Below are 23,857 nucleotides of genomic sequence, written 5' to 3'. Positions count from 1 at the left end.
GGTGTTGGTTCGCGCACAACGCTGAAACGTCGGTAGCTCCTATGTGTGCGTGATGGCCCGGACCCTGGAGCTCCCCAACGGCGACGTCGTCTCGGCGGACGACGTGTTCTGCTACAATGACTACCCCTACCGGCTCGTCTGGCTGGAGGACGATACCCACGAGTTCGCGCTCTCCCCGCTATACTGGGGCGACAGCGGCATGGACATCCCGTTCCGTGACCGGGAGGCGCTGGTCGACCAGTGGGAGGTCGATTCACAGGGGCAGATGACGGCTGAGGAGTGGGCGGACTGGCTCGACGACGCGACGGCGGACCCACGATTCAGCGACGACGAGGTCGCCTCGCTCGCGGCAGAGCTACCAACAGAGTGGGACTCAGGGAGCGGGGACTCGGATTCCAGCGGCGGAATCCTGGACCGTCTCGGACTGTAACGCTGTCGCCGGAGTCTGAAAGGTATTAATCCGTCCGTCCTGCAACGCTTGGCATGGAACCGACCTGGCTCGTCGCCGGCGGGGTGGCCCTCGCTGTGGGCCTCGTGCTGGCGTTCGCGATCACCCGTCGCTCAGAGAGCAGCGCATCGAAACGCGCTCACGAGGCCGCAAAGGAACGAGAACCACCTGTAGAGATCGGTGAGACCTACGAGTTTGGCATCAGCGAATTCAGCGACCACCACTCCGGCGACCGCGTCGCCGTCGGGAAAGTCGAGGGATTCGTCCTGTTCACGGAGGACGTGCCGTCGTCGGTGTCTGCTGGGGACGTGATCCGGGCGAAGGTGCTGTCGTTCAACCGGGGCCACACCTCCGCCGACGCTCGGTTCGTCGAACGTGCGTGAGCAGCGGCGGACACTCCCGGTGGAGCACGCGTCGGTCTGACGCTGGCTCAGCAATCCCGCCGGATGGAGAAACCGATATGTGCCTACCACGATAAAACAGGGCATGAGCGAATCGGACGGGCAGAGCACGCCACAGGACACCCGAGAGGTCATCATGGAGGCAACCTTTCGGGCGCTGAGCAAGCACGGCTACAAGGACTTGCGGGTCCGGGATATCGGCGAGGAAATGGAGATGTCCCGACAGGTGATCCACTACCATTTCGACGGCAAGTACGACCTGATTTCGTCGTTTTTGGAGTATATTATCGACCAGTACGAGGGCAGCGTCGAGGTTGACGACGAAACCGACCCCCGGACGGAGCTTGATGTCCGCATCGATCGATGTCTGTTCGGTCCGGAGTTCGAGGACTTCTCGCACTGGGACCGGATGAAGGTGTACCACGAACTGTACGCCTACGCGCAAAACGACGCGGAGCACCGAGCGCTGTTCAACGAGCACTACGACCGCCTTCGAGAAAGCATCTCGACTGTCATCGAAGACGGAGTTGAGCAGGGCGCGTTTCGCGATGTCGATGCTGACTTGATGGGCCAGCTCATCACGGACGTGATTCACGCGGCCCGCGGCCGACGGATCGCGCTCGGCCACGAGGACGCACCCGACGAAGCCAAGCGGGCCGTCAACGACTTCATTCTCGACTCACTGTACCCGTCTCAGTAGATTGGGCCGAACAGCCAGCGTCAGAGGGGGCTGATGCCGACGCTGAGCGCCCATGTACCAGTTGCTGACGCGGCGACGACGAGTGCCCCGCCCGCGAGTGTCACGTTCTTCAGGAAACTGTTCAGTTCGTCCTGTCGGTCCTCGTCGGGCACGGCCCAGAAGTCGTGCATCGCGACCGCCGAGACGATGAGGAACGCGGCGAGACAGACCGCCGCGACGACTGGGAAGACGCCCACGGTTACACCGAGCCCACCGAGGATGAGGAGCCCACCTGACGCGAGGACGGAGAGTCGCGGCGCTGGGAGCCCCTTGTACTCGGCGTAACCGGCCATCTGTTCGGTCTGCGTGAAGTGACTCAGGCCAGTAAAGGCGAGGACGCCGCCGAAGAGGACACGACCGACAACGAGCAACACGACGTTGAGTTCGGGTGTCATCAGGCGCTCACCACCGACGGCACGCGAGCGTTTCCAACAGTGCGATTTGGGATAGTAGCGGCATTCATTGTGGGAGCCGAATCTGACTGCATCATTAGAGTTCCGGCACGTCTGACGGCATGTCGAAGTCGTGGTAGTACTCGCCTTTCTCTTTCGAGAGAATGTCGAGGACGGCGGCCGCGCCGTCACCGGCTGCGATGACCGCTTGCCACTTCTCCGCTCGGCCCATCGCACCGGTCGCGTAGACGTTCTCGACGGACGTTTCCATGTCGACAGTCACGTCGACGACGTCCTCGTCGGTGAACGCACAGCCGAGGTCCTCGGCGAGGCTCCGGTCGCCGCCGGTCGCCAGGACAACGTACTCCGCGGTGTACTCGTCCTCGTCCGTCGTCAGGACGAACCCGTCGTCGGTCTGCCCGATGCCGGTGACCTCCGTCTCGTGGAGCGTCGCACCTCGGTCGCGGGCCTGCCCGCGGGCGATGGTGAGGAACTCCTCGCCGCTAATGGACCGGACGGCGGGGTAATTGAACAGGTGCGCTTTGTGCATCCACGACTCGTCCGTATCGAAGGCGATCGTTTCGAGGTCGTTTTTCGCAGCGTACTGTGCCGCACTCAGACCGGCGGGACCACCGCCGACAACTGCAACATCTGCCATATGTCACGGCAGGGGTCGCCCGCAAAAGAGTCTTACCATTTGGTAAAACGTGTCCAGCCTCGAACGGACACCCGCTCTCGGCCGTCAGCGAGTCACCACGGCGGCTCTCACAGGACGAACGGACCACGCTGTCGAATCGGCTCCCCGTGCGGGCGGCCCGAGACGGCGACGGCCCGGAGCGACTCGTCGCTCCGCAGCGTCACCGACCGCGCGTCAGTGACCGGCAGGATGTCACCGGCGGCGAGGGGCCGTCCCTCGACCGTCCCGCTGCCGTCGACGCCGTAGACGAACCCGGCCCACTCGTCGGGCACCGACCACGTCCACGCGCCGGCGACGGTCACGTCCAGGTACTCCATCGGCGTCTGGAGGCCGATAGGCGAGCCGTCGCCGACGACCGTCGTGACCGTCGCGCCGTCCCGCTGGGCCGTCGGCAGCTCCTCGGCCCTCGCGTCGACGTAGTCCGGGTCGACCACCTTCTGCGCCCACGGCAGGTTCACCCAGAGCTGGAGGCCCGTACAGGCCCGCCCGTCGGCGGGGAACTCGGAGTGGCGTATCCCACTGCCAGTGGTGATTCGCATCGCGTCGTTCTCGTAGGCGGTGTTCGTGACCCCGAGGGAGTCCTCGTGTTCCATGCCGCCCTCAATCATGTACGAGACGATTTCGAAGCCGCGGTGTGGGTGCATCGGGAACCCCTCGTCGGGGTCGATGTAGAACTGCTCGAACAGGACGAACGGGTCGAGGTTGTGCGGATACCCCTCCGTCGGGAACGCGCGGTTCGAGTTCACGCCCGTCCCGTGGCGGACCGTCTCCCCGGCGACGGGGCCGTCGGCCGACGCGTGGGACTCGCTGCTGGTCATACCCTCTATAGTTTACCGAGCGGTAAAAGCGGTCGGGTACGCTCCGCTCGTCCGTGTGAGTTACTATCGCCGGCGGATATCCGACAGTCTGTGCGGCGGCAGGTCGGGATTCACGTGGACGTCGCTGTGGCAGGACCTGCTTCGAGAGGACTGGTCTCGGTCAAAAGTGTGAAGCGAACGGATGGGTTGGGGCGGATTCGAACCGCCGACTTCCTCCGTGTGAAGGAGGTATCATAACCGAACTAGATCACCAACCCGACGCACTCAACTCTATTCGAGCGCATCCCTTAAGAATTGCTTTCCGACTACGCTTCGGTCTCTTCGGCACCGCGATACTCGCCGATTTTCTTGCGGGCGTCGGCGATGGCGTCCTCGGCCTCACCTTCGGCTTTCTCCTGTAGCTCCTTCAGGTCCGCTTTGACCGCCTCCAGTCGGCTGGGTTCGGGCTCTTCCTCCTTCCCGGTGAGTTCGCGGAACCGCTCCTCGACCGGTTCGAGTTCTTCTTTGACGCCTTTGGTAGCGGTCTCCCCGGCGCGTTTCAGGTAGTACCGTGCGTCTTCGAAGTGCTTGTTCATATCTGTCCCTACGCGAAGGACGAATATATCTCTTGTGCCCGGAAAACAGTGCAGAACTACGGCTAACCGGGGGACAGCGAGCGCCCACGATAGTAAACGTGTCGTGCGGGTACGAACTGTTTTGCGCCGCCACCTGCAACGAGGCGATATGTTCACACGGGTGTCGATTCCGACGCCGTTTCAGGTCGGGCCAGTCAATGCATACATCGCGCGTCGAACGATTGTTGATCCGGGACCCGACAGTGAGGAAGCGTGGTCGCGTCTGATCGAGGCGCTCGAAGCGCGCGAGCTGTCACCGGCCGACATCGAGCAGGTGCTAGTCACACATCCGCACCCGGACCATTTCGGTATGGCAAACCGGTTCGCTGAGCGGGGGGCGCGTGTCCTCGCCAGCGAACCGGGGGCAGCGATCATGCGTGATTTCGCGGCGCAACTACACACCGAACAGTCCTACTTTGCGGATTTCTTCGAGCGGTGCGGTGTCTCACGCGAGACTGCCGAAACGGTCACACAGTTACCGGAAGCCTTCCTGCCATATGCCCAGAGTGTCGACACCGACCGCGCGCTCACAGCCGGTGACACCGTCACCGTCGACGACACAGAACTAATCATCGACACCGTGCAGGGCCACTCCGCGGGCGAAATCATCTTCTCGTACGATTTGCAGGGTCGTCGTGAAGCGATTGTCGGCGACAACGTGCTGGGCGACATCACGCCCAATCCGTTCCTGCAGGTGCCCGACGAGAGCGGGACGCGGCCGCGGGTGTTGCCGGCGTTCAACGACTCGCTACGGTGGCTCCGTGAGCAGGGTCACGACCGCTTTCTCACCGGCCATCGCGAGCCAGTCGAATCACCGCGGGAACGCATCGATGACATCCTCGCGGAACACGACCAGCGTACCGCAGAGGTCGCAGACATCGTCTCCGGCGGCGCGACGACGCCCAGCGACGTGATGACGGCGCTGTTCGGCGATCTCCCAGCTACGGAGTACTTCGCCGGGATGAGCGAGGCTGTCGGTCACTTGGACGTACTCGAAGTCACTGGCCGCGTCGAGAAACGCGAGAGCGGCGGGGTGTTCGTCTACGAGTCGGCGTAAGAAGACGCGTCGAACCGCGCTTACAGCAACTGCGCGGCCTGGAACGCGATTTCAGAAACGCGGTTGAAGCCGGGGACGAGCAGGACAGTCACGACCGCGGCACCAACCACGGCGGTGTACAGTCCCATCGGATAGGACTCGATGGTCCGGCTGCCGTTCGGTTCTTCGATCCACATCGCCTTGACGACGCGGGAGTAGTAGAACAGGCTGAGTGCGCTGTTGATGATAAGCGCGGCGGCCAGCGACCACGCGCCCACGTTGAGGGTCGCCGAGAACAGGTAGAACTTCGAGAAGAACCCGCCGCCGATAGGCAGGCCGGCGAGGCTAAAGAGGAACACCGTCATCGCCGCGCAGGCGACTGGCGCTTCCTTGCCGAGGCCGTTGTAGTCCTCGAAGCGTCGGCCGACGCCCCAGTACTCGGCCAGCGCGATGAACAGGAACGCGCCCGTGTTCATGAAGCCGTAGACGAGCAGGTGAGACATCCCGGCGCTCAGGCTGAGGCTCAGTCCCTCGCCGGAGCCAGAGACGGCGGCGAGGCCGATGAGGACGTAGCCGGCGTGGCCGACGCTGGAGTAGGCCAGCATCCGCTTGACTGTCTCCTGAGTCGCGGCGGCGAAGTTCCCGATGAACATCGTCGCGATGGCGAGGATCTGGAACGCCATCACCCAGTTGATCGCTCCACCAGCGGCGAGCAGGTCGCCAATGGGGAAGGCGACAGCGAAGACACGGAACGCCAGCACGAAACCGGCGGCCTTCGACGCCGAGGAGAGGAACGCCGAGATCGGTGCTGGTGCGCCTTCGTACGCCTCTGGTGCCCAGAAGTGGAACGGCACGGAGGCGGTCTTGAACGCGACGCCACCGATGATCATCAGGATACCGACGCCGAGGATAGCCATCGGGACGGCTGGCTCACCGGACTGGGCCTGTATCGACCCCTCGGATATGGTCTGGATCGTGCCACTGGAAATAGCTGTTGCGACGCCGTCGAATCGAAGCACGCCCGTCGCAGCGTACACCAGCGAGATGCCGTAGGCCAGCACTGCCGAGGACACCGCGCCGATGAGGAAGTACTTCAGTCCTGCCTCGACGCTGCCCTTGTTTTCCTTGAGGAAGGCGACGAGTGCGTAGGACGGCAGCGACACAAGCTCGAGTGCGACGAAGGCCGTTGCCAGGCTGTTGGCCGCACTGAGGATACTCATCCCGGTCGCAGACAGCAGAACCAGTGCGAAGAACTCGGCCTGGTAGCTGTGCTCAGCGACGTAGTCGTAGCTCGCGAGCACGACTAGGGTCGTGACGCTACCGACGATGGCCATGAAGAACAGGGCCATCTGGTCGACGACGAGCTGGTCATTGAACAGCGCGACGCCGGTGCCGTTTGCCATCCCGGTGCCGGCGGTAATAAACCAGCCGGCGAAGCCGAAGGAGACCAGTGATCCAAGCGCCGAGATACCAGCCAGCAGCCCCGTGTTCGTCGTGTCTGGGTTGACTGAGTCCGACAGCAGCAACACCAGGGAGGCGAAGGCCAGCGAGAGTGCCGGGGCGAGCGCCATCCAGTCAGGGAGTGCGACCATCTATGCACCACCTCCGATTTCGAGAACCGGTGATATCGAGTCCTGTATCATAGCAAAGGAGAGGTCCGGCGCGACACCGAGTGCGATGACCAGCAGGAGCAACACGGCCAGCGGCGCGACGTCGTGGAACGCGGCCGGGCTGACCTCGTAGTCGGTCTCCAGGCTGAAGGCACCGAACAGCGTGCGCTGCATGGCCCACAGCAGGTAGCCGGCGACGATGACGATGCCGAACATCGCCAGCGAAGTCAACACCGGCGCGGCTCCGCCGAGCGTCGGCGCGTTGAACGAGCCCTGGAAGATGAAGTACTCCCCGGCGAAGCCGGCCATCAGCGGCAGGCCCATGTAGCCGAAGGCGGCGGCGACGAAGATGCCGACCGTCCAGGGCATCCTGTCCGCGAGGCCGGACATGTCGCCGACCATCCGCGTGTGGGTCGTGTTGTAGATGACCCCGACGGCCATGAACATCAGCCCTGAGATGAGGCCGTGGGCAATCATCTGGAAGGTCGCCCCGCCCATGCCGTAGGGCGTGAACGCGACCAGCCCAAGGATGACATAACCCATCGACGAAATCGATGAGTAGGCGACGATTCGCTTGAGGTCGCGCTGTGCCAGCGCGAGCATCGCGCCGTAGATGACGCTGACGACGCCGATGATTGCAAGCGGAACCGCAAGCGCCCGTGCTGTGTCCGCAAGCATCGTGAAGTTGAACCGCAGCAGTGCGTAGGTCCCCATCTTCAGGAGGACCCCGGCCAGCATAACCGACACCGGTGTCGGGGCCTCGACGTGAGCGTCAGGGAGCCACGTGTGTAGCGGGAAGACGGGCACCTTCACCGCGAACCCGAAGAACATCATGATGAAGGAGATGGTCATCAGGTTGACGCCGGCGATGGTCGGGAGTCCGCTCGCGGTGCGGAACGCCTCAGCCATCGCGGGCAGAGACAGCGACGTGAGACCAGTACTGAACACGAGCGCGAACAGGCCCGCGAACATGATCAGCGACGCCACGTTCGTGTAGACGAAGAACTTGATGGCGGCGTACTTCCGGCGCGGACCGCCCCAGACTCCGATGAGCAGGTACATCGGGATGAGGACGCCCTCCCAGAAGACGAACCAGAGGAAGAAATCGAGCGCGGAGAACACGCCGATGAGGCTCACTTCCATGAACAGCATCAATCCGTAGAACTGGGACTGGCGCTCGTCGATGGGCGTCCACGCCGAGACGATTGCGAGCGTCGTCAGGACCGTCGTCAGCGCGAGCAGCGGCATGCTGATGCCGTCGAGGCCAACGTAGTACGACACTTCCAGTTCACCCAGCGTGATCCACGGGATCTGCTGGCCGAATGCGATGTCGGCGGGCGACAGCAGGGCGTTCCCCGTGCCGCCGTACTGCGTGAGGTACACCCAGTACATGTAGAGGCTGCCAAGCGCTGGCACCGCACTGACGGCAGCGGCGAGCTTTCCGGCGTACCGGTCAGGCGAGAGGAACACGAGACCGGTTCCCAGCAGGGTCACGAGCAGAAGCGCAGCGACCCACATCTAGAACCACCCTCCCATGACGCCGAAGGCAGCAAGCAAGAGCACGAGTCCAAGCGTCAGCAGCGTCGCGTAGTTGCTGACGACGCCGGACTGGATGCGTCGGATGCGGCTGCCGCCGAACAGGCTCACGCTGGAGATGCCGTTGACGACACCGTCGACGACACCCTGGTCGAACTTGTTCATCACACGGGCGAGCGGGTAGGTGACACCCGTCGCGAGCCACACCTGATATTCGTCCTGGTAGTAATTGTGCATGAGTAGCGTCTTCAGACCGCCAAGCTTGTCCGTATGCTCGACCGGGTCGGCACCGGCATAGAGGCTCCGAGCAACGAGCACGCCGGTGAGTGCCAGCCCGAGTGAGAGGGCTGCTGAAACCAGCAGCGTCCCGGTCTCACCACCTAGCGGATACGCTGGGTCGACGTGGGGCACATTGTGGAGCAGTTCCTCGTAGTGGTGTAGGTCCGTCGAGAGAAGGGCTGGCCAGCCGCCCTCTTCGGGCCCGGTCAGCCACTTGTGGAGGAAGTCGATTTCCGCGCCGGTGAGCTTCTTGACCGGGGCCATGTTAATGAACCCGATGGTTGTGGCGAGGATGCCAAGGACCGTCAGCGGGCCCTTGACGTTCCAGCGGACGGGCTCGGGGTCGCGTGCAGTGTCCGAGCGGGCGTCGCCGTGGAAGGTCAGGTACACCATCCGGAAGGTGTAGAAGCCGGTGAAGAACACGGCCAGCAGCCCCATCGCGTACGCGACGAGGTAGGCCGTCCCGAGGCCGCCCTCAGTACCGAAGCCGTGGATGAGTGCCTCGTACAGCACCTCGTCCTTGGACCAGAAGCCGGCGAACGGAACGATACCGGCCAGTGCGAGCGAGCCGGCGAGGAACGTCCAGTAGGTCACTGGCATCCGGTCTTTCAGACCGCCCATGTCCCACATGTTCTCGTTGTGGTGCATGGCGATGATGACCGACCCCGCGCCGAGGAAGAGCAGCGCCTTGAACACGGCGTGGGTGGTCAGGTGGAAGACAGCGGCGATGTAGCCACCCGACCCCAGCGCGAGCATCATGTACCCGTACTGGGAGATGGTGGAGTACGCGAGTACTTGTTTGATTTCCTGTTTGACCAGGCCCATCGTTGCCGCAAACAGTGCGGTGAAGCCGCCGATAAGGGCGATGACGGCCAGCGCCGTCGGCGAGAGCGCGTAGAAGCCGTACATCCGTGCGACGAGGTACACACCGGCTGCAACCATCGTCGCTGCGTGAATCAGCGCCGAGACCGGCGTCGGACCTTCCATCGCGTCAGGCAGCCACGTGTGCAGCGGGAACTGCGCGGACTTACCGACCACACCGCCCAGCACGAGGAGGCCAAGCACAGTGAACCAGGCCTGTGGTCCCATGCCGACCGTCTCCAGCATCGCGATACCTTCGACCTCGCCGTCGACGATAGCGTGTTCGGCTAGCATCGGGAAACTCTCGGCAACTACTTCGCCGCCCTGCGTAATGGGGGCGAAGAGGCCGGTCCCAAAGGTGGCGAAGATGCCGACGACGCCGATGAGGAAGAAGTAGTCACCGAAGCGGGTGACGAGGAACGCCTTCTTCGCGGCGCTCGGCGGGCCGTCCTGACGGAACCAGAAGCCGATGAGCAGATACGAACACAGGCCCACCAGCTCGAAGAACATGAACGCCATCAGGAGATTGTTGGCGACGACGAACCCGAGCATGCTCGCCGTGAACAGGCCGAGCCCGGCGTAATAGCGCGGGAGACCGGTCTCGCCCTCGTCGTTCATGTAGCCGAGCGAGAAGATGTGGACGAGGAAGGATATGAGACAGACGATAAGCAGCATGAGCGCAGACAGCGGGTCGAGCAGCAGGCCGAAGTTCAGCCGGAGCGACTCGACGCTTGCGGTCCACGTGTACAGTATCTCGTTGTGAACCTCACCGCCAGCCACCGTCAGCGCGACCCAGATCGATAGCAGGAGCGACCCGCCCGTCGCGGTGATGCCAGCTAACGCGCCGCCTTTCGGCATGCGGTCGCCGGCGAACAGCGCGACGAGGAACGATACGAACGGCAGCAGGACAATCGCCGGAGCGTATGTGAATGCAGCCATCTGTTACCACCTCATCGTCGTCGCCTTCGTCACGTCCACGTCTGTGAAGTTGCGGTACAGGACCAGGACGATACCGATGCCGATGGCGACCTCCGCGGCGGCGAGTGCCATCGTGAACAGGGTGAACACCTGGCCGGTGAGGTTCCCGTGTTGCAGCGAGAACGCGACGAGGTTGATATTCGCAGCGTTCAGCATCAACTCGACGGACATCAGGAAGATGAGCGCGTTCCGTCGGGTGAGGATGCCGAACAGACCGATACAGAATATGGCCGCCGACAGGAGGAGGTACGTCTCAGCCGGAATCACGAGTCGTCACCCCCCGGGCCACCGTCAGCGGCAACAGCCATGTCGTCGTCATCCGTGGTTTCGACACCGAGTGTTACTGACTCGCCAGCACCCTCTCGTCGGGCAAGCATGACGGCCCCAACGAGTGCGGCTACCAGCACGATGTCGATAGTCTCGAAGGCAACGAGGAACCCTTCACCGGGAACAGCCGTCTCACCCTCGCCCATAATCGCGCTCGGAGCGATGTCGAACATCGCCGCGCCGAGGCTCTTAGTTATTGCTGCTCCCTCGCCAAAGCCCGCTGGCGCGGGAAACGAGACGCCCATGAACACTGCACCGAGGACGACGAACAGGGCGATTGCGGCCAGTCCAGCGACGAAACTCCCCTCCGTCTGTAGTTCGGGCTTTGTGGTCATGGTGTCACCTCGATCACCGACTCGTCCTCGCGGGTCAGCATCACCGCGAAGGTGATGAGAACGAGGACGCCGCCGACGTACACCAGGATCTGCATCGTTGCGACGAACGCCGCCTGGTTCATTACGTAGAACACTGCGACGCTGACGAGTGAAACGCCCAGTAACAGCGCCGAGTGCCAGACGTCCCGGACTAACACGACGCCCGCAGCGCTGCTCACCGTTACGATAGCGAACAGCGCGAACGCAATTGACTCTGCCAGTGCCATCTTACTTGGAGACTCTTTGCGGCGTCCCTTTGAAGATTCCTCTTTCGTCTCGCCAGTAGAGCCACTGTTTGCCGGTATGGCCCCCATATTTCGGGGCACTTCTGTCCTTCTGGAGAATACGCATCAGTATCTAGATGGGTTCGGGCGATTGAGACAGTCTACTCTGGGAGTACTACTGGAAAGCCAGCCTCGCTGAGCAGCACGTCACCTCGGCACGTACGGACGAAGGAGCCGCGACGCCTGTCCTAAGAGAAGCCCGATAAAATCCGCCGCAAAAGGGATTACTGGTAATCCACTTCGCCGTCGCCCTCGCCGATCCACGCGCCCCGGTCGGGTTCGCGGGACTCCAGCGGGTCGATATCCTTGTACCACGGCACGTTCTTGAGTTGCTCCTTGTCGTAGGCGAACTCGTCTTTCGTGTCCGCGGTGAACTCGAAGTTCTGGGTCAGCAGAATCGCGTCAGTCGGGCAGACCTCCTCACACAGCCGGCAGTAGATACACTGGCCGATGTGGAGGTTGTACTGCTCGCCGTTGCGCTGCTCGTCCATCACGATCTGGATGGTGTTGTTCGGGCAGACGTTCTCACACTGCCGACACCAGATACACCGCTCCTGGCTCCACTTGTGGACGCCGCGGAAGCGGGGACTCACCTCGGGGGCGACGTCCGGGTACTCCACCGTGAACGTCTCCCCGTCGAGGGCGTGTTTCATCGTCGTCGCCATTGATTTCAGGATTCCAATCATGACAGGTCACCTCCGGTCGCTCGCGGGTCGGTTCGTGTGGCCGTCATCAGACGGTCACCCCGACAATAACGGCAGTCAGCAGCAGGTTCGCCAGCGAGAGCACCAGCATTCCCTTCCAGCCGATTTCGATGAGCTGGTCGATCCGGACGCGGGGCACCGCCGAGCGGGCCCACTGCGTGAACAGGAAGACGCCCCAGATCTTGATGAGGAACCAGACGATGCCCGGGAGAACCGGACCGGCCGGTCCACCGAGGAAGATCGTAGCGATGATCGCCCCACCGAGGAAGATGTGGATGAACTCCCCGAGGTAGATCAGGACGAAGTACACTGAGGAGTACTCGGTCTGGTAGCCGGCGACAATCTCGGTCGGCGCTTCCGGGATGTCGAACGGGTTCCGGCCGACCTCCGCGAGGTTCGCGATCATGAACAGCACGAACGCGAATGGGTTCACGAACGCGTACCACGACGGCAGCGGGCCGATCAGCGACTGCTGCTGGGCCGCGACGATTTCGCTCATCTGGAGCGAGCCGGCGAAGATGACGACCGACGCGCCCGTCAGAATGAGCGGGATCTCGTAGGCGAGGTTCTGCGCGACGGCGCGCAGCCCGCCGAGGAACGAGTACTTGTTGTTCGATGCGTAGCCGGCCATCACGAGACCGATCGACGTGGTCGAGGCCACGGCGAACACGTACGCCAGCCCGACTTCGGGGTCGGCGAGGTGGATGCCGTTCCCCATCGGAATCACGGCGAAGCCAAGCAGCGCGGTACTGGCGATAATCAGCGGCGCGAGGTCCCACGCCGGTCGGTCGACGCCTTCGGGAACGATGAGTTCCTTCGACAGCAGCCGGACGGCGTCGGCCACGATGATGAACAGCCCGTACGGACCGATGCGGTCGACGGCGATGCGGTCAGTGAACGCGGCCGTAATCTTTCGCTTCGCCCACGGGCCGGCAAGCGCCGTGTTCGTCATCATGAGTGTCCCGATGAGTCCGGCCCCGACGAGGCTCAGCACGATCATCACGGCCGTGCTGTTGGGATCCAGCCCCAGCAGGTTCGCGAGCGTTTCCGGTAACGGCGCCGACTGCATTACCGGTCCACCTCCCCGAGCACGATGTCGAGGCTCCCGAGCGAGGCGATCATGTCAGGGATGTACTCGCCCTGGGACATCTCCGGCAGCGTCTGCAGGTTCGAGAAGCACGGGCTGCGGATCTTGAACCGGGCCGGCTTGTCCGTCCCGTCCGAGCGGATGTAGATGCCGAGTTCGCCCTTCGCACCCTCGACGGAGCGGTAGATCTCCTTGTCGGGGTCCGGGCGGAGCGTCCGCGGGACGTTGGCCTGAATCTCGCGGTCGTCTTCCGGCCACTGCTCTAGCAGGTCGACACACTGCTCGATGATGCGGGCGGACTCTTCGACCTCGCGGAGGCGGACGAGAACGCGACTGAAGTTGTCGCCGCCTTGCTCGGTGACGACGTTCCAGTCGAGTTCGTCGTAGTAGCCGTACGGGTCATCGCGCCGGATGTCGTAGTCGACGCCGGAGCCGCGTGCCACGGGGCCGGTCGCGCCGTACTGCTTGACCTGCTCCGGGGAGAGGACGCCGGTGTCGACACACCGCATCTGGAAAATCTCGTTCCCGGTGACGAGGTCGTGGATTTCTTCGAGCTTGTGCGGGAGGTCATCGAGGAAGTCGCGGATCTTCTCGAAGTACTCCTCGCGGGGCTCGGGCAGGTCCCAGGCGACCCCGCCCAGCCGGAGGTAATTGAACATCAGCCGCTGGCCGGTCAGATCTTCGAGCAGGTTCTGGACGATTTCGCGGTCGCGGATGCCGTACTGGAAGACGGCGGTGAAGTCGCCGAACACGTCCAGCGCGAACGTCGCCAGCGCGAGTTCGTGGGAGGCGATGCGGCACATCTCTGCGGCCATCGTCCGGATGACCTGCGCGTACTCGGGGACCTCGATATCCGCGAGGTCTTCGGCGGCGCGCGCGTACGCCCACTCGTTGAGGATCCCAGCGGAAATGTAGTCCCACCGGTCCGGGTACGGCATGATCTGGTGACGGTAGGTGCCCTGCTGACACATCTGCTCCTCACAGCGGTGCAGGTAGCCGATGTCGGGTTCGAGGTCGGCGATCTGCTCGCCGTCAAGCACCGTCTCGACGTGGAGCACGCCGTGAGTCGCCGGGTGGTGCGGCCCGATGTTGACGAACATCGTGTCCGGGTCGTCCTCGCTGCGCTTGTCGTCTTTCAACGGGTTCGCGTGCTCGCGCAGTGAGACGATCTGTGGCTGGTCCTGATTGTAGTCTTGGCTCAGGGGATGGCCCTGCCAGGTCTCAGGCAGCAGGATGCGCCGGAGGTCTGGATGGTCGTCGTAGTCGATGCCGACCAGGTCATAGGCCTCCCGCTCGTGCCAGTCCGCGGTGTCGTAGACGCGAGCGGCCGACTCGTTGTGCGGGTCGTCCTTCGGCGACGGGACGACAATCGACAGTTCCTGTGTCGGGTCGTTGTACTTCCGCAGGTGGTAGATTGATTCGTACCGGTCGTCGTACTCCTGTGCCGTGACACAGGCGCAGTGGTCGAATCCAGCTTCCTCTTTCAGCGTCGAGAGGACTTCCTGGACCTCGTCGGGACGGATGACGAACCCCTCGGCGTTGACGTGCTCCTCGCGGTCGAGGACATGGCCCCCGAGCAAGTCCGCGAGCGCGTCGTAATCGAGGCCGTCCTCCGTAACGCCGACATCGAGCGCCGTATCGCGTGATGGTTTTTCTAAACTCATGGCAAGTTATGGAGAGTCGTTCCAGTTGTACCGCATGACGAGGTCTTCCTCGTCGATTTCGCTGGCGAGTTTGTCCACGAGCTCGTCCTGTTCGAGATCACCGAACTGCTCCAGTTCGTAGGGCTTGACGGTCACTGGCGAGGACTCACCCTCGGCGATGCGCTCTTGCAGCTTGGCGACGCCGTAGATGAGTGCCTCGGGGCGTGGCGGACAGCCCGGCACGTGGATGTCGACCGGAATGACCTCTTCCGCGCCCTTGATGACGTTGTACCCTTCCTGGAACGGGCCGCCGGAAATGGTACAGGATCCCATCGAGACGACGAACTTCGGCTCGGGCATCTGATCGTAGACACGCTTCATCCGCGGGGCGAACTTCGAGACGATGGTCCCCGGGACGATGATAACGTCCGCTTGGCGCGGGGACGCGCGTGGCACCCCCGAACCGAAGCGGTCGAGGTCGTGCTTGATCGCGTAGGTGTGGATCATCTCGATGCTACAGCAGGCGATCCCGAACTGCAGCATGAACATCGAGGAGCCCCGGACCCAGTTCATGAACTTGTCGAACTTGGTCAGGATGAACGGCGTCGACCCGAACGCCTCGCGTAGCGTCGAGTTGAAGCGGTCGTCGGCCCCGTCACCCATGCGGGCTTCCTGTGTCGATACGTCTTCGACAGCCGGTGGTGTCTGGTCACTACTCATATGTGTCTGCCCCCTTCGTGGCGCGCGGACTGCGCACCCACTGAACTGCACCGTTACGCCAGGCCCAACCGAGTCCAACGGCGAGAATTCCGATGAATACGACCATCGGTAGCAGTGCCTGGGTCATCCCGACCGCAGCGACGGCGTCGCTGTAGATGACCGTCCACGGGAAAATGAAGACGGTCTCGATGTCGAAGACGACGAACAGCAGCGCGACCATGTAGTACTGGATATTAAACTTGATCTGTCGACTGCTGCCAGTCGGCACTTCACCGGACTCGTAGGTGGTGCGTTTGCCTTGTTCCGGCACGCTGGGCCGCAAGAGGCTCGAAACTGCCATCATCGTCAGTGGGATGGCCAGTGCCACGACCGCGAGCGCGCCGATGGCGATCCATGGATTACTCATTCCGGTATCTCCTATCGTCTGTCGGTTAGAAGTACTCGCATATAAGGGTTCATTGTTCGGTTTTTCGGCCCTGTGGGTCTTTAAGAGCCGACGCGCTCTCAGACCGAAAGTGCCCTGCATCCGCCACACCACCCAGGTGTGTCCCCCCGCTGTTCACTCGTCCCAGTACTCGCGTTTGAATCCGGGCGTCCCGAGTTCGTGGAGATCACGTGACGCCTCGCCGACGTCAGTCTGCAGACCCTCGTGATATGAGACGAGGCGGTCACGGAGTTCGTCGTACTGTCGTGCGAGAATCTGTACCGCGGAGAGCGCGGCGTTGAAGGACTTGCCGGCGTCGACCGCGGTGATGGGCGCGCCCTGTGGCATCCCGATGACCGAGTCGACGGACTTCTCCTGCACTGGGACACCGATGACAGGCAGCGGATAGGCGATGCTGGCGGTCATGTTCGGCAGGTCCGCGGATTTGCCGCCAGCACCGGCGATAATAACGTCGACACCGCGGTCGGCGGCCGTCTCCGCGTACGCGTACATCAGATCTGGCGTCCGGTGGGCCGAGCAGACGAACGTCTCGAAGGTGAAGCGGCTCTCGGGCGCGTCGGTGTAGTCCGTCTGTTCCTCGAAGCCGAGTTCGTCCGCGAGCGCGGCGTAAGCTCCCGGCCGCTTGCCCTGCCCGCCGGCCATCGTCGGCAGGTCCGAGTCAGATCCCATGATGATGCCGACGTCGGGCGTCAGGTCGTTCGGCCGGTCCATCTCGGCTTCGTCGTGTAACTGGTCGATGAGCGACTGGACGCTGTCTGCGGACATACGACCCACTGTGACGGGGACCGGCGTAAGTGTGGGCGGTTTCCGGTCAGTCGGTCAGCACCTGCTCTAATTCGGCACGCAACGTCTGTGGGTCCGCGGGGAAGCACCTGAGCGGGTCGGCACGGCCGGCGACCCGTATCCTGAGTGCGTACCGTTTGCGGTAGGTGAGTGCGAGGCTGACGGCACCAGCGACAGCGAAGGCCCCGCCGAGGAGGACGGACCGGCCGAGCGACAGCAGGCCGAACCCGACCAGCGCGGCGCTCATCACCGCGAGAAACCAGTCGATGTCCTGCAGACTCACCTCGACCACGTCGTCGAGGTCGACGACCACCGGCTCGTCATCGCGGTCGACCACAAGGCGGTCAGCACCGAGGACGATAGTCCCGCCGGTTCGGAGTGTGCCCGTGTACTGCTCGGTGTCGACGGGTAGTTCGGTGCCTGCGGTCGTGCCGTCGCCGTCCTCGCCCACGGTCAGTCGTCGCTCACCGCGGACGGACGATCGCCGCCGCGGCCGCGGATCCGGTCTGCTGCTGAGACGTATTCACTGTCGTCTTCTGTGAGCGCGGCCCAGGCCGCGAGGCCGCGTTCCTCGCGGGACCCGGGCACGGTGTTGTCGAGGATGAAGGCGACAATGCCACCGACGACCATCCCGGTCCCGCCCATGACGAACAGCGTTGTCGCAACCACATCGGTTCCGAGGACGCTCCCCAGCACCGGCACGGCCGCGAGGCCCTGCTGGAGGGCCGTTGCACCGCCGACGTCCATCCCCTGGCCGACCTGGCTCATGTACTCAGGGACTGCGAGACCGGCAAAGAGCGCGAAGCCGACGATGAAGACGTTTCGGTTGGCATCGAGGTCGACGTACTTGAGCTGTGAGAGGCCCACGGCGGCGATCTGTCCGAACATGACGATATAGAGGCCGCCGATGATTGGCGACGGAATGGTCGCGAACAACTGGCCCGCTGGTCCGAAGTAGCCGACCAGAATCATCACCGCAGCGCCAATCTGTACGACGTAGCGGGACGCGACGCCGGTGATGGCGATTGCGCCGACGTTCTCAGTGTAGGAGGTGCAGCCGTTGCCGGTGCCCATGATGCCAGCGAACACGTTTCCGACTCCCTCCATGCCGATACCGTCGTTGATCCGATGGCTGTTCGGCGCGCCGCGGCCGGCGATGCGGGCGACGGAGTGGTAGTCGCCGAAGCTCTCGACGACGGAGGCGAGCATTCCAGCGAACATCCCGACGATGAAACCCGGCGTGAACTGCGGGAGCCCCCACTGGAACGGGTAGATGGGCTGGACAAGCGGTGCGCTCGCGACCGAACCGAGCGAGACGTAGCTGACCGAACCCGATGTAAAGACGCCGGTGACCGAGAGGAGGGCTGCGACAGTCCACGCAAACAGAATACCCAAGAGTACGGGAAAGAGCTTGAACGCCCGGTGGCGTCGGTCGAGGTACTGTGAACACGCGATAATCGAGAGCATTGTCAGCCCGAGCAGCCACCAGTTCTGACCGGTCCCCGGGTCGCCGAAGTTCGGGTTCGCTATCTGTGGGACGTTAAACAGCGAGAGGCCGATGAGCGCGATGACCGGCGCGATGACGACCGGACCGACGTACCGCTTCAGCTTTCCCATGAGACCGCTGTAGCCGATTACCATCTCGACGATACCAGCGACGATGACGGCCCCCTGTAGCTCTACGAGCATGGTCTGCCAGTCTGCGCCCTGCTGGGCCAGCACGCCGATAATGGCCAGCCCGGGTGCAAGCATTGAGAACGTTCCGCCCTGAACGATCGGGTACCTGTTTCCGAGCGTCGTCTGGGCGAGCGTCGCAATGCCGGAGACGACGAAGAACGTCCCGATGAGACGGCCGACCTGCTCCGGCGCGGCCTCGAACATGCCCATCGCGCCCGCGAGTCCGAGCGGAATCGCCACGGACGCGCCGATCATCGTCAGGTAGTGCTGGACGCCGAGCAGTATCGCCTGCTTTCGCGGCGGCTTGTCGTCGATGCCGTACTCGACGAAGCCGGCGGTTTCCGGTTCCTCCGGTGTGGTCGGGTTTTGTCCGTCGTCCGGTGGTGTCGCGTCAGTCATGCTCGCTACCCATGGCACTGCAACTCCCGATACATATTCTTTGCTCGTTGGCCCGGCAGCGACGGGACGCAACCGCCGCCGCGAAAGGAAAACGCTCTTGGCCCGCTCCGACACAGTCTTGGACATGAGCAACGGGGACGACGAGGCCGACGCGTCGGACGACGCCGAGGCAGATGGGAGCGACGTGACCGCCGAAGAACTGGAATCGCGTCTCACAGAGGCCGGCGACGCGTTAGAGGCCGCAGAGACGGAAGCCGACCTCGACGACGTTGAGTCGTCCCTCGACGACATCGAGAGCGACCTCGAAGCCGCTGACCTGCCCGAACCCGACGAGGACGACGATGACGCCGATGACCCCCGGGAGGAACTGGAGTCACAGCTCTCCGACCTCCGCGACGATCTCGGTGCACAGCGCGGCCCCTACGCCGAGGATGTCGTCGCCATCGTTTCCGACGCCGCCGACACTGTCACCGACAGCGAGTGGACCGACGACGGAGAGGCCGAGGCTCAGGACGCCGTCGAGACGTTCCTCGACGAAAGCGCGGAGTTCGTCGACCACGACGCCGACACGGGCGGCGATTTCGTCGCTGCCGGGGACGCACTGAGTACAGTCGCCGACGCCATCGACTCGGCAAACCTCGACCCCGACGAGGACGCTGAGACTATCGAGGGCCTTCTCGAAGCGGCCGAGACGCTAGAAACGGGGCTCGAAGATGCCGAAGTCTGGGACGACCTCACAGTGCAGGAGCAACTCGACGCGCGTGGGTTCTACGACATCCTGACGAACGAGAACCGAAAAGACTTCCCGCCAGAATGGAACGCCGCAAAGCTCCACGCCGAAGAAGGGGACTTCGAGCAGGTGCTGTTCGCCTACGACAAACTCGGGTCGGAGTTCTTCGACGGCTACATCGTCGACCTCCTGTACAACCTCGGGAGCGACGCCGAGCCGGCCTTTGACGCGATGCACCAGCGCGCACAGAAACGCGACAAGGGGCCCATCGAGGTACTGGGGAAAATCGGCGACGAGCGCGCCACCGAGACGCTGCACGACTATATCGACGGCGACGGCGATCCCGCGCTCCAGAAGGTCACGCTCCGCGCGCTGGGCGCTATCGGCAGTGCGGAGTCGGTCCAGCCGGTCGCCAATCGGCTCGACGCTGACAGTGAGGAGGTCCGCTCGGTCGCGGCTCGGGCCCTCGGCCTACTTGGGGATACTCGCGCTATCGAGCCGCTGAGCGACGTCCTCAAATCCGACGACAGCGACTCAGTTCGCGCCTCCGCCGCGTGGGCGCTCCGACAGATAGGGACCGAAGCGGCCCTCGACGAGGCCGCCCGCTATACGGACGACCGCGCGTATCTGGTCCAGGCCGAGGCGGAGAAAGCGGCGAGCGCCTGAGCCCGGGAACCTTTTTATGCGAAAGGGCGGCCAGACGCCCCGATGCGGTCGCTCACACTCGTCTGTTGCGTGCTCGTCCTCGTAGCCACGGCCCCACAGACCGCCACCGGACAGGCCGCTTCGACCGCGACGACGGCCGGCGGTCCCGACGAGCCGTCGATTCACGCGGTGTACCCGGACCCCGTCGCCGGCGGCGACGAGGGGGAGTTCGTCGTCCTCAGCATTCCTGACGAGACCAACATCGGGGAGTACGCCGTCACCGACGGCGACAGCACCGCCCCCGTTCCGAACACGACCGCCAGCGGGCGCGTCGTCCTCTCGACGGCACCGAACCGGACCCGGACGCTCACCGACTGGCCGGTCGTGGGCCTCGGTGGACACCTCGGGCTGGCAAACAGCGGCGAGCGTATCCGACTCCAGCGCGGCAACCGGACCGTCGACGCCGTCCGGTACGCCGACCCGGCGGAGGGCGAACTCGGCGTCGTGCACGGCTCGGTCGTCCGCTGGCGGCCGCTTGGCGCGACCGACCGCCCCGTCGTCAGGGCCGCCGGTGGCGAGGTCCGTGCGTTCACGCTGCCGGATACACCCGCTGCTCCGATTCGGCCGATCCGAGACGCCGACGAGCGGGTGTACCTGGCCGGGTACACACTCTCCTCGGCCAGGGTCGCCGACGCCCTCATCGCCGCCCAGCGCCGCGGCGCGACAGTCCGCGTCCTTCTCGAAGGTGAACCGGTCGGTAGCCGCACCGCCGCGGAAGCCCGCACCCTCGACCGGCTGACCGAGGCCGGCGTCCCGGTTCGGGTATTGACAGGCTCGCGCGCCAGATACCGCTACCACCACGCCAAGTACGCCGTCGCCGACGAGCAGGCCGTCGTGCTGACGGAAAACTGGAAGCCCGCTGGTACCGGCGGCAACAGCAGTCGGGGCTGGGGCGTGGTGACGGCACAGCCGCGGGTCGTCGCGGGGCTGAACCGGACGTTCCGTTCCGACGCCGGCTGGCAGGACAGCAAGTCGTGGGGGCAGTACCGTCGGGGCCGGCAGTTCGAGCGCGGAGAGCCGGCAACTGGGGAGTATCAGACCCGCTTTTCCGCAGAGTCGGTGACGGTCCGGCGGACGGACCTCCTAGTCACCCCGGACAACGCGCAGGGAGAGCTCGTCGCGACGATAGACAGCGCGGACGACTCCGTCGACGTCGTCCAGCCGACAGTCGGGGACTGGGACAGCCCGCTACTCCGGGCGCTCCGTCGAGCGGCATCCCGCGGCGTCGAGGTCCGCCTGCTCCTCAGTGACGCGTGGTACGTCCGCGAGGAGAACACACGGACGGCAAAGCGGTTCCGGGAGTGGGCCAAGCGCAACGACGCGGCGCTGGCGGCCAAGGTGGCCGACCCCGACGGCCGCTACGAAAAGATACACGCGAAAGGCGCAGTCGTCGACGACGAGCGCGTCGTCGTCGGCAGCCTCAACTGGAACGAGCAGGCGGCGACGGAGAACCGGGAGGTCGTGGTGGTACTCCACGGGAGCGACGCGGCGGCCTACTTCGGCGCGGTCTTCGACACGGACTGGGCAGCCGGCGGGTTCGACACGCCGGTCGGGGTCCTCGCCGCGGTGGTCAGTCTCCTCGTGGTCGCCGGACTCGCCGCTCGCCGCGTGTCCTTCGAGGCGTAAAAACGAGCGCTGACCCTATACTTCTTCGGGCAGCGCCGTCGAGCTTCCGAGGTCCTCGTCGATCTCGGCTTCGGCCATCTTCTCGACGAGAGCGTCGATGACCGACTCGCGGCGGCCCTTGACGAACTTGATGGAGCCGACAACGAGGTGGCCGCCCCCAGAGACGCCGCCACCGTCGACTTCTTCGGTTAGTTCGGTGACCATCCGCGGGATGTCCAGACGAACACCGTCCGAGCGCAGGACAGCGAAGTCCGGGCCGTAGCCGATGGTGATGACGGGGTCACCGGTCTCCGCGACCTTCCGGTCGTGGATTTCGCCGGTGGTCTTGCCGGGGGCGGGGTACGTGAATCGGTGGGCGTGGTTCTCCACGTCGATGGTGTAGAGGTGTGCGCCGTTGTCGAGGCGCTCGTGTTCGACGTGGCTCATGGCGGCGTCGAGCTGGTCCTCGACGTCGCGTTCGGCCCGCTCGGCCAGGAAGTCGACGACTTCTCCGTGGCGGTCCCGGTCGTCACAGTCGACGTTTAGCACGTCGGTGATGAGCTGTTCGCCGGAGTTGTAGCGCAGCCAGTGGGTCGCGTAGTCGAGTGCCTCGCCGATGTCCCGCAGGTCGGTCTCGTCGTAGCCCTGCTCGCTCGCCAGGTCGATGTAGTCGCGCATCGCCTCGGCCTCCGAGCGGTCCGAGAGGCCGGCGACGGCGGGAACGTGCGCGAGGTCCTCAGTGAGGTCGGGGTCTATCATCCGGGCGAGTTCGACACAGAGCATGCCCGTCGTGATGCGGTAGTCCTCGTCGTGGAGGTAGGGATTGACGTGTTGTTCGATGAGCGGTTCGACGGCCTCCGGGTCCGGATGGTGATGGTCGACAACGACAACCGGGATGTCGTAGTGCCGGAGGTTGCGGTAGGCCGGCGTGTCCTCTTCGGTCGAGCCGTTGTCGAGCATCAGCAGCATCGGGAGCTTCTGGCCGTGGCGGGTGCGGTCCTCTAGCGCGAAGTTGAGGTCTCGGGTCACGTCCTCCATCTCGTAGTAGGGGGCCTTGCTCGGCAGGCGCTTGAGGAGGTGCTGGGGCGCGCTGGCGTCCTCGTACTGGGAGGCGATGAACGATTCCAGCGCGACCTGTAGCGGGACGCTTGCACAGAGTCCGTCGCCGTCGGCGTGGTGGCGCATCCGGATCGGACGGCCCGAGAGCACCGTCTTTCGGAGTTCCGTCGCGACTTCACGAAGGTCGTCCCACAGCTTCTCGAAAGCGGGCCACTCGACGAGCGGCTCCACGTCGGCTGGTTCGGCGGCCTCGGCCAGCGCGGCGTCGAGGTCGCTCTCCACGTCGGCAGCCGCGTCGCCGTCGAGGACAGTCAACGACTCGGCCTCGACCTGCAGGCCGTCGTCGCGCTCTTCGGCCCGGCCCGAGACGCGGACGATGTCGTCGATCTCCACGTCGGGATGGGCGCGGACGCCAGCTTCTTCGAAGGCAGCACACGGGACGATGCCGGTTTCGTCACGGACCTGGAACACTGTGGGACCGCCGGTCTGTTTGATTTGGACGACCTGGCCCTCGATGATGACCGTCTCGCCGGTCGCGTCGGCGAGGTCGGCGACGGTGGTCGCGTCGCCGTGGACGACGCGCTCGTCCTCGTAGTCGGCGACCCGTACTTCCTCGAAGCTCAGGTCGCCGTCGGGGCGGATCTCGCCGAGTTCGACGATGAGGTCGTCGCCCACGTCGTACTGGCCCAAGAGATTAGAGTCGTGGACGAGCCCGGAGACAGCATCGGAGAGATCGACAAACACGCCGTATTCGACGGTGCCGTTGACAGTTGCGTGATACAGTGCGCCTTCTTCGAGATCATCGGACGTACATTGGTCCGCGAGATCGTAGACGATGGTCCCGCCGTCGGGGACCGTCGCACCGTCACCGGTGCCAGTTGGCGAAGACATTTGTCAATCCTTCGG

Annotated in this window: 25 protein-coding genes and 1 tRNA gene; 6 read left to right on the top strand and 20 right to left on the bottom strand. The window is 64.2% G+C overall.

The features are described from left to right. Positions 1-52: 52 nt before the first annotated feature. The 3 genes from BVU17_09985 to BVU17_09975 all read left to right on the top strand — a co-directional run bounded on the left by BVU17_09985 (position 53) and on the right by BVU17_09975 (position 1,549). Entirely contained in the window at positions 53-430 is a 378-nt protein-coding gene (locus BVU17_09985; GenBank protein ID AUG47829.1) for a hypothetical protein, read from the top strand. Positions 431-483: 53 nt separating this feature from the next. Continuing rightward, positions 484-831: a hypothetical protein gene (locus BVU17_09980; GenBank protein ID AUG47828.1), complete on the top strand. Its 348-nt coding sequence runs from the start codon at positions 484-486 to the stop codon at positions 829-831. 103 nt (positions 832-934) lie between these two features. Next, complete coding sequence (locus BVU17_09975; protein ID AUG47827.1) at positions 935-1,549, top strand: TetR family transcriptional regulator; 615 nt, start codon at positions 935-937, stop codon at positions 1,547-1,549. A gap of 20 nt (positions 1,550-1,569) precedes the next feature. On the opposite strand, the gene BVU17_09970 is transcribed toward BVU17_09975, so the two are convergent. The 5 genes from BVU17_09970 to BVU17_09950 all read right to left on the bottom strand — a co-directional run bounded on the left by BVU17_09970 (position 1,570) and on the right by BVU17_09950 (position 4,070). Next, positions 1,570-1,983 (bottom strand): quinol oxidase, encoded by a 414-nt coding sequence (locus tag BVU17_09970; protein AUG47826.1) that lies wholly within the window; start codon positions 1,981-1,983, stop codon positions 1,570-1,572. Between the two features lie 94 nt (positions 1,984-2,077). Further along, positions 2,078-2,638 carry a thioredoxin reductase gene (locus BVU17_09965; protein ID AUG47825.1) on the bottom strand — a complete coding sequence of 187 codons (561 nt, stop codon included), beginning with the start codon at positions 2,636-2,638 and terminating at the stop codon, positions 2,078-2,080. 107 nt (positions 2,639-2,745) lie between these two features. Continuing rightward, entirely contained in the window at positions 2,746-3,495 is a 750-nt protein-coding gene (locus BVU17_09960; GenBank protein ID AUG47824.1) for a pirin, read from the bottom strand. 182 nt (positions 3,496-3,677) lie between these two features. Further along, positions 3,678-3,752: transfer RNA gene (locus BVU17_09955), tRNA-Val, on the bottom strand. Positions 3,753-3,800: 48 nt separating this feature from the next. After that, positions 3,801-4,070, bottom strand: coding sequence for a hypothetical protein (locus tag BVU17_09950; GenBank protein AUG47823.1), 270 nt, complete (start codon positions 4,068-4,070; stop codon positions 3,801-3,803). A gap of 148 nt (positions 4,071-4,218) precedes the next feature. Here BVU17_09950 and BVU17_09945 point away from each other — a divergent pair, with 148 nt between their 5' ends. After that, positions 4,219-5,166, top strand: a complete 948-nt coding sequence (locus BVU17_09945; GenBank protein ID AUG47822.1) for an MBL fold hydrolase — start codon at positions 4,219-4,221, stop codon at positions 5,164-5,166. A 20-nt stretch (positions 5,167-5,186) separates the two neighbouring features. Here the strand turns inward: BVU17_09945 and BVU17_09940 are convergent, their stop codons facing one another. The 14 genes from BVU17_09940 to BVU17_09875 all read right to left on the bottom strand — a co-directional run bounded on the left by BVU17_09940 (position 5,187) and on the right by BVU17_09875 (position 18,852). After that, entirely contained in the window at positions 5,187-6,737 is a 1,551-nt protein-coding gene (locus BVU17_09940) for an oxidoreductase (protein AUG47821.1), read from the bottom strand. Next, on the bottom strand, positions 6,738-8,273 hold the full coding sequence (locus BVU17_09935; GenBank protein ID AUG47820.1) for an oxidoreductase: 1,536 nt from the start codon (positions 8,271-8,273) through the stop codon (positions 6,738-6,740). Beyond that, complete coding sequence (locus BVU17_09930) at positions 8,274-10,370, bottom strand: NADH-quinone oxidoreductase subunit L (GenBank protein AUG47819.1); 2,097 nt, start codon at positions 10,368-10,370, stop codon at positions 8,274-8,276. A gap of 3 nt (positions 10,371-10,373) precedes the next feature. Further along, positions 10,374-10,676, bottom strand: a complete 303-nt coding sequence (locus tag BVU17_09925; GenBank protein AUG47818.1) for an NADH-quinone oxidoreductase subunit K — start codon at positions 10,674-10,676, stop codon at positions 10,374-10,376. Continuing rightward, complete coding sequence (locus BVU17_09920; protein ID AUG47817.1) at positions 10,673-11,071, bottom strand: NADH dehydrogenase; 399 nt, start codon at positions 11,069-11,071, stop codon at positions 10,673-10,675. Before BVU17_09920 ends, BVU17_09925 begins: the two co-directional genes overlap by 4 nt. Beyond that, positions 11,068-11,337 (bottom strand): NADH dehydrogenase, encoded by a 270-nt coding sequence (locus BVU17_09915; GenBank protein AUG47816.1) that lies wholly within the window; start codon positions 11,335-11,337, stop codon positions 11,068-11,070. Before BVU17_09915 ends, BVU17_09920 begins: the two co-directional genes overlap by 4 nt. A gap of 281 nt (positions 11,338-11,618) precedes the next feature. Further along, complete coding sequence (locus BVU17_09910; GenBank protein AUG47815.1) at positions 11,619-12,080, bottom strand: (4Fe-4S)-binding protein; 462 nt, start codon at positions 12,078-12,080, stop codon at positions 11,619-11,621. A gap of 46 nt (positions 12,081-12,126) precedes the next feature. Continuing rightward, on the bottom strand, positions 12,127-13,167 hold the full coding sequence (locus BVU17_09905) for an NADH dehydrogenase (protein ID AUG47814.1): 1,041 nt from the start codon (positions 13,165-13,167) through the stop codon (positions 12,127-12,129). Further along, entirely contained in the window at positions 13,167-14,849 is a 1,683-nt protein-coding gene (locus BVU17_09900) for an NADH dehydrogenase subunit D (GenBank protein ID AUG47813.1), read from the bottom strand. The genes BVU17_09905 and BVU17_09900 overlap by 1 nt, the downstream gene beginning before the upstream one ends. 6 nt (positions 14,850-14,855) lie before the next feature. Then, a complete protein-coding gene (locus BVU17_09895; GenBank protein AUG47812.1) occupies positions 14,856-15,548 on the bottom strand; it encodes an NADH dehydrogenase in 693 nt (230 codons plus the stop codon). Further along, positions 15,541-15,954 (bottom strand): NADH dehydrogenase, encoded by a 414-nt coding sequence (locus tag BVU17_09890; protein AUG47811.1) that lies wholly within the window; start codon positions 15,952-15,954, stop codon positions 15,541-15,543. Before BVU17_09890 ends, BVU17_09895 begins: the two co-directional genes overlap by 8 nt. Before the next feature lie 153 nt (positions 15,955-16,107). After that, positions 16,108-16,758: a 5-(carboxyamino)imidazole ribonucleotide mutase gene (locus BVU17_09885; GenBank protein ID AUG47810.1), complete on the bottom strand. Its 651-nt coding sequence runs from the start codon at positions 16,756-16,758 to the stop codon at positions 16,108-16,110. A gap of 46 nt (positions 16,759-16,804) precedes the next feature. Further along, positions 16,805-17,227: a hypothetical protein gene (locus tag BVU17_09880; GenBank protein ID AUG47809.1), complete on the bottom strand. Its 423-nt coding sequence runs from the start codon at positions 17,225-17,227 to the stop codon at positions 16,805-16,807. 2 nt (positions 17,228-17,229) lie between these two features. Next, positions 17,230-18,852, bottom strand: a complete 1,623-nt coding sequence (locus BVU17_09875; GenBank protein ID AUG47808.1) for a xanthine permease — start codon at positions 18,850-18,852, stop codon at positions 17,230-17,232. Positions 18,853-18,976: 124 nt separating this feature from the next. Between BVU17_09875 and BVU17_09870 the strand changes: the two genes are divergently transcribed. Both BVU17_09870 and BVU17_09865 read left to right on the top strand, forming a co-directional pair. Further along, entirely contained in the window at positions 18,977-20,248 is a 1,272-nt protein-coding gene (locus BVU17_09870; GenBank protein ID AUG47807.1) for a phycocyanobilin lyase, read from the top strand. A gap of 42 nt (positions 20,249-20,290) precedes the next feature. Further along, a complete protein-coding gene (locus BVU17_09865) occupies positions 20,291-21,913 on the top strand; it encodes a phospholipase (protein AUG47806.1) in 1,623 nt (540 codons plus the stop codon). Between the two features lie 15 nt (positions 21,914-21,928). On the opposite strand, the gene BVU17_09860 is transcribed toward BVU17_09865, so the two are convergent. After that, positions 21,929-23,842, bottom strand: a complete 1,914-nt coding sequence (locus BVU17_09860; protein ID AUG47805.1) for a RecJ like exonuclease — start codon at positions 23,840-23,842, stop codon at positions 21,929-21,931. Positions 23,843-23,857 lie beyond the last annotated feature (15 nt).

Source organism: Haloarcula taiwanensis, from assembly GCA_002844335.1.
Classification (GTDB): Archaea; Halobacteriota; Halobacteria; order Halobacteriales; family Haloarculaceae; genus Haloarcula; species Haloarcula taiwanensis.
Note: the sequence above shows the minus strand (reverse complement) of the source record. Positions and strands in the feature narration are given on the sequence as shown.

Excerpts from the sequence above, each read along its gene's own strand:
- BVU17_09985 (AUG47829.1), top strand. The coding sequence starts at position 53 with ATGGCCCGGACCCTGGAGCTCCCCAACGGCGACGTCGTCTCGGCGGAC.
- BVU17_09980 (AUG47828.1), top strand. The coding sequence starts at position 484 with ATGGAACCGACCTGGCTCGTCGCCGGCGGGGTGGCCCTCGCTGTGGGC.
- BVU17_09975 (AUG47827.1), top strand. The coding sequence starts at position 935 with ATGAGCGAATCGGACGGGCAGAGCACGCCACAGGACACCCGAGAGGTC.
- BVU17_09970 (AUG47826.1), bottom strand. The coding sequence starts at position 1,983 with ATGACACCCGAACTCAACGTCGTGTTGCTCGTTGTCGGTCGTGTCCTC.
- BVU17_09965 (AUG47825.1), bottom strand. The coding sequence starts at position 2,638 with ATGGCAGATGTTGCAGTTGTCGGCGGTGGTCCCGCCGGTCTGAGTGCG.
- BVU17_09960 (AUG47824.1), bottom strand. The coding sequence starts at position 3,495 with ATGACCAGCAGCGAGTCCCACGCGTCGGCCGACGGCCCCGTCGCCGGG.
- BVU17_09950 (AUG47823.1), bottom strand. The coding sequence starts at position 4,070 with ATGAACAAGCACTTCGAAGACGCACGGTACTACCTGAAACGCGCCGGG.
- BVU17_09945 (AUG47822.1), top strand. The coding sequence starts at position 4,219 with ATGTTCACACGGGTGTCGATTCCGACGCCGTTTCAGGTCGGGCCAGTC.
- BVU17_09940 (AUG47821.1), bottom strand. The coding sequence starts at position 6,737 with ATGGTCGCACTCCCTGACTGGATGGCGCTCGCCCCGGCACTCTCGCTG.
- BVU17_09935 (AUG47820.1), bottom strand. The coding sequence starts at position 8,273 with ATGTGGGTCGCTGCGCTTCTGCTCGTGACCCTGCTGGGAACCGGTCTC.
- BVU17_09930 (AUG47819.1), bottom strand. The coding sequence starts at position 10,370 with ATGGCTGCATTCACATACGCTCCGGCGATTGTCCTGCTGCCGTTCGTA.
- BVU17_09920 (AUG47817.1), bottom strand. The coding sequence starts at position 11,071 with ATGACCACAAAGCCCGAACTACAGACGGAGGGGAGTTTCGTCGCTGGA.
- BVU17_09915 (AUG47816.1), bottom strand. The coding sequence starts at position 11,337 with ATGGCACTGGCAGAGTCAATTGCGTTCGCGCTGTTCGCTATCGTAACG.
- BVU17_09910 (AUG47815.1), bottom strand. The coding sequence starts at position 12,080 with ATGATTGGAATCCTGAAATCAATGGCGACGACGATGAAACACGCCCTC.
- BVU17_09905 (AUG47814.1), bottom strand. The coding sequence starts at position 13,167 with ATGCAGTCGGCGCCGTTACCGGAAACGCTCGCGAACCTGCTGGGGCTG.
- BVU17_09900 (AUG47813.1), bottom strand. The coding sequence starts at position 14,849 with ATGAGTTTAGAAAAACCATCACGCGATACGGCGCTCGATGTCGGCGTT.
- BVU17_09895 (AUG47812.1), bottom strand. The coding sequence starts at position 15,548 with ATGAGTAGTGACCAGACACCACCGGCTGTCGAAGACGTATCGACACAG.
- BVU17_09890 (AUG47811.1), bottom strand. The coding sequence starts at position 15,954 with ATGAGTAATCCATGGATCGCCATCGGCGCGCTCGCGGTCGTGGCACTG.
- BVU17_09885 (AUG47810.1), bottom strand. The coding sequence starts at position 16,758 with ATGTCCGCAGACAGCGTCCAGTCGCTCATCGACCAGTTACACGACGAA.
- BVU17_09875 (AUG47808.1), bottom strand. The coding sequence starts at position 18,852 with ATGACTGACGCGACACCACCGGACGACGGACAAAACCCGACCACACCG.
- BVU17_09870 (AUG47807.1), top strand. The coding sequence starts at position 18,977 with ATGAGCAACGGGGACGACGAGGCCGACGCGTCGGACGACGCCGAGGCA.
- BVU17_09865 (AUG47806.1), top strand. The coding sequence starts at position 20,291 with ATGCGGTCGCTCACACTCGTCTGTTGCGTGCTCGTCCTCGTAGCCACG.
- BVU17_09860 (AUG47805.1), bottom strand. The coding sequence starts at position 23,842 with ATGTCTTCGCCAACTGGCACCGGTGACGGTGCGACGGTCCCCGACGGC.